The sequence below is a fragment of the Pseudomonas sp. HMSC066A08 genome, from assembly GCF_001813025.1.
Lineage (GTDB): Bacteria > Pseudomonadota > Gammaproteobacteria > Pseudomonadales > Pseudomonadaceae > Pseudomonas > Pseudomonas aeruginosa.
This window is the reverse complement of sequence record NZ_KV811178.1, coordinates 200,191-214,317: the sequence shown is the minus strand read 5'-3', so window position 1 is coordinate 214,317 and position 14,127 is coordinate 200,191. Positions and strand designations below refer to the sequence as shown.

Genomic DNA, 14,127 nt, shown 5'->3' with positions numbered 1-14,127 from the left:
ATCCCCGGGATGGGAAGGAACGCACGATGAGGACATCCCCGCACCCGCACGCCGGGAGTTCCAGCGGTCTCCCGGCCGTCCATCCACATCTCGCCGCCCTGCTGGAAAAATTGAACTCCTGGCGACAGAACGCTCGATCGCGCAAGCATCTTGCGCAAATGTCCGAACACGACCTCGCCGACCTGGCGATCAGCCCGAGCGAACGCTACGTAGAGATTTCGAAACCTTTCTGGCGCTGAGCCGCTGGTGACGTGGCGCACAGTTGGTTAGTCTCAGCGTTGACACGGCCGCGCGGATGCGGCCGTCTACGCTGACTTCGTTCGGAGCAACTCACATGAAACGTCTGCGCCTGATCGGTGCCGCTGCCCTGCTCGCCTGCGCCTCCAGCGCGTTCGCCAGCAGCTTCGTGGTCACCACGGATACCCTGGTCCGCGCCACCGGCATGACCTCCAATGCCACTTCGGACATCACCAATTCCTTCCGCGACGACAAGATCGTCCTCGAAGCGCGCGACGACGCCGCCAGCTTCGTCGCCAGCCAGGGCGACATCCGCGGTTCGCACCTGGAAGCCGCACTGCGCCACATCCGTGGCAAGCTGCCGAGCCTGGCCGCCAACGACATGCAACTGGCCCAGGCGATCCTGACCATCTGAGTCGCCCGCCCCGCCGCCGCAGCCGCCTGGCTGCGGCGATGACCCGGCCGACCGGCCACACTGGCTCCGCGCCGCACATTCCGTTAGCCTTGGCGGCTGTTCCAGTCCTATTCCGCCCAACCCCATGCGTTACCGGTTCTCGTTGCTCTTCTGTTGCCTGCTGGCGCCCGCTGCGCACGCCTTCGATACCACGACGGCGTTCACCGCGAAGTCCCTTTACGTCACCAGCAAGCTGACCAGCACGCCGTTCGAGAACAAATTGTTACGCGATGCCCGGGGCGATGCGGCCAGCTTCGTCGCCAGCGATGGCAGCATCCGTGGTGCGCGCCTGGAAGCGGCGCTGCGCTGGTTGCGTGTCGCGTACCCCGAGCTGGCGGCCAGCGATCAGGAACTGGCCGAAGCAATTCTTGCCCAATAGGCGATCTCCACCGTTCCGGAGAACCTCCATGCGCCGTAGCTCCATGCGTCATAGCCCCCTGTTCGCCGCCCTGCTGCTGGCGCTCTGCGCCACGGCCGCGGAAGCACGCTCGGTGGTCGCGACCAGCAATATCATCGTCCGCGCCCTCGACCGCAGCATCGACTTCACTTCCGACACCACCACTTCCGTGCGCGACATGAAAGTGGTCACCGAGGCGCGCGACGACGCCGCCAGTTTCGTCGCCAGCGACGGCGCCATTCGCGGCGCCCAGCTGGAGGCCGCGATGCGGACCCTGCGCAGCCGTCTGCCGGAAGCCCGTGAAGCCTCCGACCAGGTACTTGCCGAAGCCATTCTCGCCCTGTGAGGAAGGCCTGCGCCTGGCTGCTGGCGCTGGCCCTCTGCGGAGCCGGCAACGCGACGGCGGCCCTGCGCCTGAAACTCGACGCGCCTGAGCTGGACCCTGCGCAGCGCGAGGCCAGCCAGCAACTCTTGGACGAAGCCGCGGACAAGCTGCCGCCGGCCTTCCGCGAACGCCTGGACCGCGAGATCGAGGTCGAGTGGCGCGACGACCTGCCCGCCAATGGCATGGGCCAGGCCCGTGGCCCGCAGCGCATCGCGCTAAACCGCAAGTACCTGGCCGATCTCGCCGACGGCAGCGCCGCCAGCCGCCAGACCGGGCGCGTGCACGGCACCGAGCGGCGCGAGCTGCTGGCGACCCTGCTGCACGAGCTGACCCACGTCTACGATCGCGCGCGCCTGTGGTCGCCGGAGGAAAAACGCGAGATCCGCCGCTGCACGCGCCAGGAAGAAACCCTCGGCCGGATCGCCCAGCCCACCGATTGCCGCGGGCAGAGCGGTCGCCGCTTCACGCTATCCGACGACCCGCGCCTGCTCGATCTCGCCGGCTGGCCGCAGCGCGCCGGCCAGCGCGGGCGGCGCGAGGCGCACAATGGCTTCGTACTGCGCAGCCCGGACGTCTACGAGCTGAGCAATCCGCGCGAGTTCGCCGCGGTGAACATGGAGTACTTCCTCCTCGATCCCAGCTACGCCTGCCGCCGCCCGGCGCTCTACCGCTACTACCAGCAACGCTTCGGCTGGGCGCCGGAACACAGCGCCTGTGCGCAGAGCTTCGCCTACCTCAACGCCGGCCGCGACTTCGGCCAGCAGCCGCTGGGCCAGCTCGACCCCGAGCGGGTCTACGAGGTCGACTACCTGCTGGCCGAGGCCAACGACAACCTGGTCAGCCGCTGGGGCCACACCATGCTCCGCCTGGTGATCTGCGCCCCCGGCCGTCCGCGCGGGCCGGACTGCCGGCTGGACCTCGACCAGCACCTGGTGCTGTCCTACCGCGCCTTCGTCGGCGACCTGCAATTGTCCAGCTGGGACGGCCTGACCGGCGCCTATCCGTCGCGCCTGTTCGTCCTGCCGCTGTCGCAGGTGATCGAGGAATACACCAAGGTCGAGTTGCGCAGCCTCGCCTCGGTGCCGCTGAAGCTGGACCGCGAGGAGGTCGCCAGCCTGGTCGAGCGCGCCGCGCAGAGTCACTGGAGCTACGACGGTCAGTACTACTTCATCTCCAACAATTGCGCGGTGGAAACCCTCAAGCTGCTGCGCAGCGGCATCCCCCGGCGACCGCTGCAAAGCCTGGACAGCATCACCCCCTACGGCGTGCTCGAGATGCTGGAGAACCGCAAGCTGGCCGATCCCAGTGTGCTCGACGACCCCAAGGAAGCCCTGCGCCTGGGCTATCGCTTCGACTCCTTCCGCGACCGCTACCAGGCGATGTTCGACGTCCTCAAGCAGCGCCTGCACATCCCCCAGGACAAGGTCGAGGACTGGCTGGCGCTGCCGGCCAGGGAGCGCCAGCCCTGGTTCGCCAAGGCCGACCTGCGCGCCAGCGCGGCGCTGCTGCTGCTCGAGCAGGCCTCGCTGCGGCGCCAGCTGCTGCTCGCCCAGGACGAGTTGAAGCGCCTGTACCTCGGCCACCTGGACAAGCCGGCCGGCGACCAGCGCCTGGAAGTGGCCGGCAAGACCTTCCAGCAGATCCTCGACGACAGCGGCTTCCTCAGTCGTCCGGCGGAACTCCTGGAGGGCGGATACGGCCTGCCGCAGGCCGCCGAGTGGAAACACCTGGAAGAGCAGACCCGCGAACGCCAGGCGCGCCTGCGCCGGCTCAGCGACGACCTCGACCGCGAGGTCCGCGCCCTGCTCGATCCCGAGCGCCGCGCCGAGCTGGAAGCCAACGAGGCCAATATCAAGGAGGTCGGCGCGCACCTGCGCGAACTGCACAAGGCGGCCGGCGGGCTGATGCTGCCCTGAGGAAGGCGCCTGCAGGACGCAGGGTCCCGGGCGCTCTTCCAGCGCCTCGCAGACAGCGGATAACGCTCTGCGTTATTCGCCCTACAGGTGCCACCTCCGGACTTCGCTCACGGGGCGTCCGCTCCGACGATGAACTCCTCGTCCTCTTCGGGCAACTGCGGGTCGAGGTGTAGCCATGGCAGGCGGCTGCCGACCCAGATGTGCCGGTTGGCGGGGGCGCGCTCGGGATGGTCGAGGCTGGCCACGGTGAAGTCCAGGGTATCGGCGCTGAGCCGGGTGAACAACGCCAGGTTGGCCCCGCAACGCGGGCAGAAGTAGCGCGTGCAACTGGCCGACGAGGCATATTCCGCCGGTTCGCCCGCCAGCCAGCGGAACACCGCGCGCGGCACCGTGGCCCAGGTGGTGACGATGCCGCCGGTGGTGCGCCGGCAGATCGAGCAGTGGCAGTGAGCGACATCGTCCAGCGGCGCGGCGACGGCGTAGCGCAGATAGCCGCAATGGCAACCGCCGGTATGGGTCTCGGACATGGCGAATCCTCCTCACGGGAGTGCCAGCATAAGCCGGACTTGCCCTGTGCCGCAGCCACCTCGCAAGATAAGCGGATTCCACTATCCGGGGGTGCCCGTGACCGCTCTGCTCTACTCCCTCTGGCCGCTGTTCGCCCTCATCGTCGGCGGTTACGCCCTGCGCCGCTGGGACTTTCCCGGCGAAGCCTTCTGGCCTGCCGCCGAACGCCTGAACTACTTCATCCTGTTTCCCGCGCTGCTGTTCAGCAACCTGGCGACCGCGCCGCTGGACGACCCAGGCCTGGCCCGCCAGGCCCTGGCCGTACTGCTCGGGCTCGGCGTCGCCTGGCTCGCCCTGCTGCTCTGCAAACACTGGCGCGGCTGGGACGCCGGGCGCTTCGGCGCCATCGCCCAGGGCGTATTGCGCTTCAACACCTATCTCGGCCTGGCCGCGGTCGGCAGCCTGTACGGCAAGCCGGGCCTGACCCTGGCCGCGCTGATGCTGGCGCTGATGGTGCCGACGGTGAACGTGATGTCGGTCTGGGCGCTGACCGCCGAGCGCGGCATCAGCCTGCGCGCGCTGCTGCTGCCGATCCTGAAGAACCCGCTGATCCTCGCCTGTCTCGCCGGCGCACTGGTCAACCTGGCCGGCGTCGGCCTGCCCGGCGGCAGTGATCGCCTGCTCAACCTGCTGGCGGTGGCCAGCCTGCCGCTGGGCCTGCTGTGCGTCGGCGCGGCGCTGAAACCCCAGGAACTCGGCGGCGAAGTCGCGGCCCTTGGCTGGAACTGCGCGGCACGGCTGCTGGCGATGCCCCTGCTGGCCTTCGCCATCGCTCGCGGGCTGGGCCTGCCGACCATGGAAAGCGCCGTGCTGGTGCTGTTCTTCGCCCTGCCGACGGCGCCCACCGCCTATGTGCTGACCCGCCAACTGGGCGGCGACGGCCATCTGATGGCAGGCATCATCACCTTGCAAACGCTGCTTGCCGGCGCCACTCTGGTCGGCGTACTCCTCGTGCTGCAAGGAAGCCCATGACGACAGGACGCGTCGCCGCCGCCCTCACTGCGCTCTGCCTGCTCTGCCAGCCGGCCTTCGGTTTCATCAAGGTGGTTCCCGAATTCGACGACGAACCCGGCTTCGCCACCTTCTTCTGGGCGGCCTTCACCACCGTCGGCCCATTCATCGGCAGCACCGTCAGCGCACAGGAGTCCAGCGCTGACGAGGGCGACAAGCTCGTCCAGGCGCGGGACGACGCCGCCAGCTTCGTCGCCAGCGACGGTGCGATCCGTGGCGCGTACCTCCAGGCCGCCTTGCAGGTCCTGCGCCAGGTCCCGGAACACGCCGGGTACAGCGACCTGCAACTGGCCGTGGCACTCCTCGCACGGCAGCCCTGATCGACCAAATATCCGAAATTACCCGCACGTTTCCCGCCGTTCTCCAGCGAAAGCTGCCTGAAAGCTTCCCGCCGTAGCATCCGCCCACCACCGGCAGAAGACCGGTCACGACGGCGCGTCCATGAGACGCCCGCTTACCCGTACAAAAACAACAATGGTGATTGCCATGCCCCGTTCCGCACACGCCTACAGCCGCACTCCGTCCGCGCGACGCCTCCCGCCCGCCGCCTGCTGACCGCACGCCGCACGCCCGTCCGCCGTCTTCCCCGGAGTGAACCCATGCTGACCCTGCTCGCCTTCGCCATGGTGGCGACCTTCATGTTCCTGATCATGACCAAGCGCCTGTCCGCGCTGATCGCGCTGATCCTGGTCCCGATCGCCTTCGCCCTGATCGGCGGTTTCGCCGCCGGCCTCGGCCCGATGATGCTCGACGGCATCCGCACCCTGGCGCCGACCGGCGTGATGCTGATGTTCGCGATCCTCTACTTCGCCATCATGATCGACTCCGGGCTGTTCGATCCGGCGGTGCGCAAGATCCTCCGGCTGGTCAAGGGCGACCCGCTGAAGGTCTCGCTGGGCACCGCGGCGCTGGCGATGATCGTCTCCCTCGACGGCGACGGCTCGACCACCTACATGATCTGCGTGGCCGCCGTGCTGCCGTTGTACAGCCGCCTGGGCATGAGCCCGCTGGTGATGGCCTGCCTGATCATGCTCTCCAGCGGCGTGCTCAACATGACCCCCTGGGGTGGCCCCACCGCCCGCGCGGCGAGTGCCCTGCACGTCGACCCCGCGGATATCTTCGTGCCGATGATCCCGGCGATGATCGCCGGGCTGCTGGCGATCTTCGCCATCGCCTGGATCTACGGCAAGCGCGAGCGCGCCCGCCTCGGCGAGCTGCACTTGCCCACCGACCACCAGGACCTGGCGGAGATCAGCGTGTCGCAGTACCCGGAGGCGCGCCGGCCCAGGCTGCTGTGGTTCAACGCCATTCTCACCGTGGTCCTGATGGCGACCCTGATCGCCGGCCTGCTGCCGATGCCGGTGCTGTTCATGATCGCCTTCGGCATCGCCATGATCGTCAACTACCCGTGCATCCAGGAGCAGAAGAAGCGTATCGGCGCGCACGCCGAGAACATTCTCGCGGTGGTCTCGCTGATCTTCGCCGCCGGGGTGTTCACCGGCATCCTCTCCGGCACCGGGATGGTCGACGCCATGTCCAAGAGCCTGCTGGCGGTGATCCCGCCGGCGCTGGGCCCGTACCTGGCGACCATCACCGCGCTGGTGAGCATGCCGTTCACCTTCTTCATGTCCAACGACGCCTTCTACTACGGCGTCCTGCCGATCCTCACCCAGGCCGCCGCCGAATACGGCATCACCCCGGTGGAAATGGCCCGCGCCTCGATCGTCGGCCAACCGGTGCACCTGCTCAGCCCGCTGGTGCCCTCCACCTACCTGCTGGTGGGGCTGGCCAAGATCGACTTCGGCGACCACCAGCGCTTCACCCTGAAATGGGCCGTGCTGGTGTGCCTGGCGATCCTCGCCATGGCCCTGCTGCTGGGCCTGTTCCCCCTGTTCAGTAACTGACCGAGACGAGTGACCGCTTCATGGAATGGCTGACCAGCCCGGAAATCTGGATTGCGTTCTTCACCCTGACCGCCCTGGAGATCGTCCTCGGCATCGACAACATCATCATGATCTCGATCCTGGTCGGGCGCATGCCGAAGCACCTGCAGCCACGCACCCGCTTCTTCGGCCTGGCCCTGGCGATGGTGACGCGGATCCTGCTGTTGCTGTCGATCACCTGGGTCATGCGCCTGACCGCCGACCTCTTCCATCTGTTCGGCCAGGGCATCTCCGGACGCGACCTGATCCTGTTCTTCGGCGGCCTGTTCCTGCTCTGGAAAAGCAGCTCGGAGATCTACCAGGGCCTGGAAGGCGAGGAAGAAAGCGGCGAGGAACCGAAGGGTTCGGCGGGCGGCTTCATCGGTACCATCATCCAGATCGCGATCATCGATATCGTCTTTTCCCTGGACTCGGTGATCACCGCCGTCGGCATGGTCTCCCACGTGCCGGTGATGGTCGCGGCGATCATCGTCGCGGTACTGGTGATGATGCTCTGCGCCGGCGCCATCAGCGACTTCATCGACAAGCACCCGTCGCTGAAGATGCTCGCCCTGTCGTTTCTCATCGTGGTCGGCACGGTGCTGATCGCCGAAGCCTTCGAAGTCCATGTGCCGAAGGGCTACGTCTACTTCGCCATGGCCTTCTCCCTGGCCGTGGAGGCGCTGAACATCCGCATGCGCGGCGCCGCCGCGCGCAAGCGGGGCGAAGAGCCAGTGAAGCTGCGCAAGGAAGTGCTCGGCGACTGAGCCGCTCAGGCCGGCTCGAAACGCTCGCCGCGGAATACCCGGCGAGCCGCGCCGCGACTGATCCGGCCGTGGGCCTGGCGGCGCTCCGCGCGCAGCGCGTCGGCCGCGCTGCTCGCCTGGTCCGCGAGGCGCCGGGCGATCAGCAGGATCGCCAGGCGTTTGTTGGCGTGCTGGCTACGCTGGCTCTGCACCCTGACGCTGATGCCACTGGCCAGGTGCGTGGCGCGCACCGCCGAGTCGGTGGTGTTGACATGCTGGCCGCCGGGGCCGGAGGAGCGCAGGGTCTCGAAACGGATCTCGCCCTCCAGGCTGGCCGGCGGCGCGGCGAAGCGCTCCGCGCCGATGAACCAGTTCTTGCGCGCATGCCTCGCCCGGTAGGGGCTGGCGCAGATCCACTGGATACCGCCGCACCAGCGCTCGGCGAGCGCTTCGGCGGCAGTGCCGCGCAGCCCCAGGAGCAGCGAACGCCAGGTGCGCGGACGCTCGCCGGCCACCTCCTCGATTACCTCGACCTCGACGCCGGCTTGCGCCGCCTCGCGGCACAGCCGCTCGAACGCCTTCGCCACCGCCAGGCAGCATTCCGCCGGCCCCTGGGCCGCGGAGAGTTGCAGCAGGATCATCGGCAACACTCCCCACGGGTCTTGTAGGTCAGCACCGGCTTCAGGCGGGCGACCAGGCGCAGCAGGCCGGCCTCGAGCAGCGCGCCGACCACCGAGTCGACACCCTTGTAGGCTTCCGGCGCCTCCTCGTAGATCAGTTGGCGGTCGCCACAGATCACCCGGCTGCCAAGGCGCGTACGGCCCAGCTGGTCGACGCTGAAGCGCGCCGCCAGGCGATCCCGGCACTCGCCACGCTGCCATTTGCGACCGGCGCCGTGGGCCAGGGAGAACAGGCTCTGCGCACTCGGCACGGGCTCCACCAGGTAGCTGTAGTCGCCGCGCGAGCCGGGGATTACCAGCACCCCCTGGTCGGCCGGGGTGGCGCCCTTGCGGTGCAGCCAGCCGTCGACGCCATCGACCTGTGCCGGCGCCACCAGGTTGTGGTTGATGTCTAGCAGTTCCAGACCGTCGCAGCGCAAGCGTTCGAGAATGCGCCGGGCGATGAGCTGGCGATTACCCTCGGCGAAGCGCAGCGCATCGGCGTGGCGCGCCAGGTAGGCGGAAGCTTCCAGGCTGCCGTCGAGCAGGCCGGCGTGGCCATGCAGGCTGACCTGCTCTTGCAGGATCGCCTGGCCGAGACCGCGCGAGCCACTGTGCACCAGCAGTTGCAAGCGGCCGGCATCGAGGCCGAGGGCGTGCAGGGCGGCCTGGTCGAACACGGTCTCGACCTGCTGTAGCTCGGCGAAGTGGTTGCCGCCGCCTATCGTGCCGAGCGCGCGCCAGTGCTCGCGGGCCGGTAGATCCAGGGCTTCGATGCAGTCGCTCCAGGTCTCGTCCAGCGGCAGGTCGAGATTGCCCAGGCGCTTTTCCAGTTTGTCCGCCGAGAGCTTGCCGGGGACCAGGCCGGTTTCCCACAGGGCCATGCCACAGCCGATGTCGTTGCCGACCAGCGCCGGATAGAAGCGACCGACGGAGAAGAACGCCGCGCCGACCGGATAGCCGCGACCGGGATGCAGGTCCGGGAGACCGACGACGCGGCGCATGCCGTCCAGCTCGGCGGTGGTTTGCAGTTGCTGGATCGCCTTGCCTTCGATCCAGGTGCTGTCCGAGGCGATCAGTGCGACGCCCGCGGACAAAGGCTTGATGTAGTTGCCCATAATCCAATCCATGTGATTGAAACGGTAGATCCGGGGGGCAGACCGAAGCCGAGCGGGCACTCGCGGAAGGGCGAAGGGCGTCTAACGGAGAAGTGAAAACCTGGGGAGCGGTGACCGCGGCAGCCGATGACCTCTCGCCGGAAGCTTGCGCGGACGCAAGGGCGGGAATCGTTCAGCGGTGCAGGGGGTCGAGCGGTAGGTTTCGGTGGCCGTTAGGCCAGGCGCAGCCTGCAAAGGGTAGAGAACTGAATCATCGATGTAACCTCCTTTGCGGTGCGTGAGTGGGGAAATGAAGGGCGAATCCTAGGCGTTTCATTCCCACCGCGCAAGCCCCGGAAAGGCTACGCGATGGAAATGAGCGGCGCATCACTGCGCCGAAAGAGCCTGCACGGCGCCGGGCACCTCGCTGTTCCAGCGCTGGTAGAGCGCCCGCAGCTCGCCGGACGTCGCCATCTGCCGTACCCGCGCGTCGTAGACCTCGCGCAGGAGCCGGCCGCTGGCGCTGTCGGCGAAGGTCATGAAGGACTCCTTGCCGGGCGGCAGTTGCGCGATCGGGTAGGCATCGGCCGCCAGATGCGCTTCGCTGCGCTGCTTTTCCAGTTCGTCCGGCTCGTCGAGGAAGAAATCCAGTTCGCCGTTCTGGACCTGCTCGGTGCAACGCTCGGGGCGGACGCACTCGACCAGGGTGAAGTCGCGCTGCTCCGCGGGGATCAGGTTGTAGCTATGGCGCCAGCCGACGCGCTTGCCGGTGAGGCTGGCGCGGCCGGAGAACGGCGTCTTCGCCGCATGCATCACGCCGTGGTACTCGATGTCGATCGGCAACTGGGCGTACAGCTTGCCCTCAACGCCGGGGATCTCGCCCGGCACGCCATCGACCATGGAGCCCGCGGTCATCAGCTTGTTGGCGCGGTTCCAGGGCATGTTGATGAATTTCACGTCGAGCCCGTAGGGCGCATAGACCTGCTTCAGCAGGTCCCAGTACAGACCACTGCCGTCGGCGTTGGTATAGCCTTCCCAAGCCGGCGCGGCGAAGGTCGCCTTGCGGATGTGCGCCTGCTCCAGGCTATCGCCCAGCGCATCGGCCCGAACCACCGGCGCTCCCCCTACCCCGAGCGCCAACACCGCTGCCGAGAGACAGCCACCGATCCCCGAAAATCGCATCCGCACCACTCCTCTGTATCCCTCTAGACCGGGGCTTTTTAAAAGGTGCAAAGGATACCCTTCCTGTCGGCTAATTCCATGGCCTGTGGCGCAAACGCATGCATCGAACGGAAGGCGAAAAAATCCTCGCCGTTTCCCGGCGCGCACGCTTGAATGAAGGGTAGGCGCCCTGCCGCTCGGGCAGCCGGGACGAACTCCCGCGGGGGGCGCCTGTCCAAATATGACGTTCGTGTTACAACTCGCCTGAACGCTGCCTTTCCATCGTGGCCGTTGGCGCCGTTGTCCGGGCTCCGCGGCGCAACGCACGCGGGACCTGGCGCGAGGTTGGCCATTCGTCGTAGTGCCAGGGGGGCCACGCCATGCTGAAACTGCTCGACCTGCTCTCTGCCGTCGCCCTGCTGGTGTGGGGCACGCATATCGTCCGCACCGGAATTCTCCGGGTCTACGGCGCCGACCTGCGGCGCATCCTCAGTCGCAGCGTGGAAAAACGCCCGCTGGCGTTCGCCGCCGGCATAGGCGTCACCGCCCTGGTGCAAAGCAGCAACGCCACCGCCCTGCTGGCCACCTCCTTCGTCGCCCAGGGCCTGATGGCACTGGCGCCGGCACTGGCGATCATGCTCGGCGCCGATGTCGGCACCGCGCTGATGGCGCGGGTGCTGACCCTCGACCTGTCGTGGCTTTCGCCATTGCTGATCTTCTTCGGCGTGATTTTCTTCCTCAGCCGCAAACAGACCCGCCTCGGCCAGCTCGGCCGGGTATTCATCGGCCTCGGCCTGATCATCCTGGCGCTCCAGCTGATCGTCGCCGCCGCCGAGCCGATGACCCAGGCCAAGGGCGTCAAGGTACTGTTCTCCAGCCTGACCGGCGACATCATGCTCGACGCGCTGACCGGCGCGTTGTTCGCCATGATTTCCTATTCCAGCCTGGCCGCCGTGCTGCTTACCGCGACCCTCGCCGCGTCCAAGGTGATCTCGCTGAAGGTTGCGCTGTGCCTGGTGGTCGGCGCCAACCTCGGCAGCGGCATCCTGGCCATGCTCAGCGCCACCGCGCAAAACGCCGCCGGTCGCCGGGTGGCCCTCGGCAGCCTGTTGTTCAAGGTCGCCGGCTGCCTGCTGGTGCTGCCCCTGGTGGGGCCGCTGGCGGACTGGATGGATCACTGGCAGTTCAGCACCGCCGAACTGGTGATCGCCTTCCACGTGCTCTACAACGCAGCGCGCTGCCTCGCCTGCCTGCCGCTGACCAACGCCATGGCCAGCTTCTGCACCCGCGTGATGCCCGACCGTGCCCTTCCCGACGACGTCGCCCGGCCGCGCCATCTCGACCCCGCCGCCCTCGACACGCCGAGCCTGGCGCTGGCCAACGCGGTGCGCGAGACCCTGCGCATGGGCGACACCGTCGAGCAGATGCTGAACAATCTGATGCAGATCATCCGCGGCGGCGATCCACTGCTCGGCAAGGACATCCGCAAGCTCGACGACGACGTCGACGCCCTCTACACCGCGATCAAGCTGTATCTGGCGAGGATGCCGCGCGAGGACCTGTCCGAACGCGACAGCCGGCGCTGGGCGGAGATCATCGAGCTGGCGATCAACCTGGAGCAGGCCGGCGACATCATCGAGCACATGCTCGCCGCCGTGCAGGACAAGAAGACCTCGCGCAGCCGCTCGTTCTCCGACACCGGCCTGGAAGAGATCGGCACCCTGTACCAGCAGTTGGTCTCCAACCTGCGCCTGGGTCTCTCGGTGTTCCTCAACGGCGACCTCGACAGCGCCAAGCGCCTGCGCCGGGCCAAGCAGCGCTTCCGTCTGCAGGAACGGCGCTACGCCCATGCCCATGTCGACCGCCTGCACCAGCAGGTGGTACAGAGCATCGAGACCAGCTCGCTGCACCTGGATCTGATCAGCGACATGAAGCGTCTCAACTCGCTGTTCTGCGCCATCGCCTACGCCGTGCTGGACAATCCAGACGCACCGAGCAGCGCGGCCGACGAGGGCGCTCGGCGGGACGAGGACGACTGGGCCGACGAAGTCGACGACATGACCTCGGCGCCGCTGGCCGAGCCAGCGCTCGCCGAGGAGCGAGCGGAAACGCGCCGTTCGCGACATTAGCCGTTCTGCGGGTAGGTTCGTCATGAAGCATCCGCTATTCTCGATATTTTCAGTTCCAGGCTCGGCCCATGCGTTCGTTGTCCACCCTGCTGCTGTTCTGCCTGCTCTGCCCCTGGTCGTACGCCGACCAGCGCAGCGAGGTCGAAGCCTTCCAGCTGGAAAACGGCATGGGCGTGCTGCTCAAGCCCACCGAGCAGCACCGGCACGTCTCGATCCGGCTGGTGGTGGGGGTCGGTTTCGCCGACTTCTCGTGCCGTGAAAAGCAGCTGCCGCACCTGCTCGAGCACCTGTTCTTCAGCGGCCTGGACGGCGGCGACGAGGCCGACCTGGAAGCCCGCATGCAGGCCCTCGGCGGGCAATGGAACGCCTACACCAGCGAAGGCGACACCACCTTCGTCATCGAGGCACCTGCCGCCACCCAGCGGCAGGTCCTCGACCTGCTGCTGGACACCATCACCCGCACCGAACTGGACGAGCCGCGCATCGCCGCCGCCAAGCGAGTGATCGAGCGCGAAGGCGGTGGCCATTACTCGCACCTGCAGCGCTGGCTCGACCGCGAGAACCTGGGCCGTGGCGCCATGGACCAACTGGCGGTGGAACTGGGCCTGGCCTGCTCCCAGCGCGCGCCGCTGGCGCCGCTTGGCGCGGAGCAGCTGGAGCGGCTGCGCAGCGACTGGTACGTACCGGGCAACATGACCCTGATCCTGGTCGGTGACCTCGATCCGCGCCTGCCGGCCTATCTGACCCGGACCTTCGGCACCCTGGAAGACCACGAGCTCCCCGAGCGCCGCGAGCTGCCGGCGGCCAACGGGCATGCCGCGGCCAGACGCACCCTGATCACCCGGCCATTCGGCGAAGGCGCGATGTTGCACTGGATCTATCCGGAGCCGGACGACGCCGACCCGGACGCCATGGTCCTGCTCCAGGCTTATATGAACGACGCGCTGTACGCCGACCTGCGTGTGCGGCGCGGACTCACCTACGGGCCATCGACCGATCGCCAGGTGTTCGCCAACCAGGGCTTCTTCAGTCTCGACGCGGATGTCGAGCGCAGCGACCTGCCCGCCACCGAGGCCGCCCTGCGCGAGTTGCTTGACGGCATCCGCCGGCATGGCCTGGACCCGGGGCGTTTCAAGCGGGTGCAATTCGCCGAGCGCGCCAGGCTGGCCTGGAGCACCCAGGGCAACGCGGCGCTGGCGGACTATTACTGGGGCTCGCTGGCCGACTACGAGGACGGCCATTTCCCCAATGAGGAGCGCCGCCTGGCGAAGGTCAGCCTGCAACAGGCGAACGCGCTGGCGAAGCGGCTGTTCGACGGCGAAGGCTACCTGCGCATCGAAAAGCCGCTGTTCGACGACGACATGCTCTACCCGTTGCTGCTCGCCGCCGGTCTCCTGGCCAGCGGCCTGCTCTGGTTCGGCCTGCGCCGCCGGCGCGCCTGACCGG

15 protein-coding genes are annotated in these 14,127 nt (G+C 67.8%); 11 read left to right on the top strand and 4 right to left on the bottom strand.

Features of this window, described 5'->3' with window-relative positions:
• Positions 1–26: 26 nt before the first annotated feature.
• From HMPREF2886_RS00975 to HMPREF2886_RS00955, 5 genes are all read left to right on the top strand, one after another.
• Positions 27–239, top strand: coding sequence for a DUF1127 domain-containing protein (locus HMPREF2886_RS00975; protein WP_033978641.1), 213 nt, complete (start codon positions 27–29; stop codon positions 237–239).
• 95 nt (positions 240–334) lie between these two features.
• Positions 335–652, top strand: coding sequence for a DUF2388 domain-containing protein (locus HMPREF2886_RS00970; RefSeq protein WP_003096907.1), 318 nt, complete (start codon positions 335–337; stop codon positions 650–652).
• Positions 653–776: 124 nt separating this feature from the next.
• On the top strand, positions 777–1,070 hold the full coding sequence (locus HMPREF2886_RS00965; RefSeq protein ID WP_033968273.1) for a DUF2388 domain-containing protein: 294 nt from the start codon (positions 777–779) through the stop codon (positions 1,068–1,070).
• 43 nt (positions 1,071–1,113) lie between these two features.
• The gene (locus HMPREF2886_RS00960) at positions 1,114–1,434 is read left to right on the top strand and encodes a DUF2388 domain-containing protein (RefSeq protein WP_003114112.1); all 321 of its coding nucleotides are present in this window, start codon (positions 1,114–1,116) and stop codon (positions 1,432–1,434) included.
• Positions 1,431–3,389 carry a DUF7844 domain-containing protein gene (locus HMPREF2886_RS00955; protein ID WP_070746607.1) on the top strand — a complete coding sequence of 653 codons (1,959 nt, stop codon included), beginning with the start codon at positions 1,431–1,433 and terminating at the stop codon, positions 3,387–3,389. Before HMPREF2886_RS00960 ends, HMPREF2886_RS00955 begins: the two co-directional genes overlap by 4 nt.
• Positions 3,390–3,496: 107 nt before the next feature.
• On the opposite strand, the gene HMPREF2886_RS00950 is transcribed toward HMPREF2886_RS00955, so the two are convergent.
• Positions 3,497–3,916 carry a GFA family protein gene (locus HMPREF2886_RS00950; RefSeq protein WP_033968271.1) on the bottom strand — a complete coding sequence of 140 codons (420 nt, stop codon included), beginning with the start codon at positions 3,914–3,916 and terminating at the stop codon, positions 3,497–3,499.
• 67 nt (positions 3,917–3,983) lie between these two features.
• Between HMPREF2886_RS00950 and HMPREF2886_RS00945 the strand changes: the two genes are divergently transcribed.
• From HMPREF2886_RS00945 to HMPREF2886_RS00930, 4 genes are all read left to right on the top strand, one after another.
• Positions 3,984–4,928 (top strand): AEC family transporter, encoded by a 945-nt coding sequence (locus HMPREF2886_RS00945; RefSeq protein WP_083318497.1) that lies wholly within the window; start codon positions 3,984–3,986, stop codon positions 4,926–4,928.
• On the top strand, positions 4,925–5,287 hold the full coding sequence (locus HMPREF2886_RS00940; RefSeq protein WP_033968269.1) for a DUF2388 domain-containing protein: 363 nt from the start codon (positions 4,925–4,927) through the stop codon (positions 5,285–5,287). The genes HMPREF2886_RS00945 and HMPREF2886_RS00940 overlap by 4 nt, the downstream gene beginning before the upstream one ends.
• 279 nt (positions 5,288–5,566) lie before the next feature.
• Positions 5,567–6,871 carry a CitMHS family transporter gene (locus tag HMPREF2886_RS00935; RefSeq protein ID WP_058173325.1) on the top strand — a complete coding sequence of 435 codons (1,305 nt, stop codon included), beginning with the start codon at positions 5,567–5,569 and terminating at the stop codon, positions 6,869–6,871.
• 20 nt (positions 6,872–6,891) lie between these two features.
• On the top strand, positions 6,892–7,656 hold the full coding sequence (locus HMPREF2886_RS00930) for a TerC family protein (RefSeq protein WP_003110368.1): 765 nt from the start codon (positions 6,892–6,894) through the stop codon (positions 7,654–7,656).
• A gap of 5 nt (positions 7,657–7,661) precedes the next feature.
• Here the strand turns inward: HMPREF2886_RS00930 and prfH are convergent, their stop codons facing one another.
• From prfH to HMPREF2886_RS00915, 3 genes are all read right to left on the bottom strand, one after another.
• Positions 7,662–8,276 (bottom strand): peptide chain release factor H, encoded by a 615-nt coding sequence (gene prfH / locus HMPREF2886_RS00925; RefSeq protein ID WP_033968268.1) that lies wholly within the window; start codon positions 8,274–8,276, stop codon positions 7,662–7,664.
• On the bottom strand, positions 8,273–9,412 hold the full coding sequence (locus HMPREF2886_RS00920; RefSeq protein ID WP_039027065.1) for an RNA ligase RtcB family protein: 1,140 nt from the start codon (positions 9,410–9,412) through the stop codon (positions 8,273–8,275). The genes prfH and HMPREF2886_RS00920 overlap by 4 nt, the downstream gene beginning before the upstream one ends.
• Positions 9,413–9,778: 366 nt before the next feature.
• Positions 9,779–10,579 (bottom strand): type 2 periplasmic-binding domain-containing protein, encoded by an 801-nt coding sequence (locus tag HMPREF2886_RS00915; protein WP_073648762.1) that lies wholly within the window; start codon positions 10,577–10,579, stop codon positions 9,779–9,781.
• 353 nt (positions 10,580–10,932) lie between these two features.
• Between HMPREF2886_RS00915 and HMPREF2886_RS00910 the strand changes: the two genes are divergently transcribed.
• Positions 10,933–12,681: a Na/Pi cotransporter family protein gene (locus tag HMPREF2886_RS00910; protein WP_023115006.1), complete on the top strand. Its 1,749-nt coding sequence runs from the start codon at positions 10,933–10,935 to the stop codon at positions 12,679–12,681.
• Positions 12,682–12,749: 68 nt separating this feature from the next.
• The gene (locus HMPREF2886_RS00905; protein ID WP_033968265.1) at positions 12,750–14,123 is read left to right on the top strand and encodes a M16 family metallopeptidase; all 1,374 of its coding nucleotides are present in this window, start codon (positions 12,750–12,752) and stop codon (positions 14,121–14,123) included.
• Positions 14,124–14,127 lie beyond the last annotated feature (4 nt).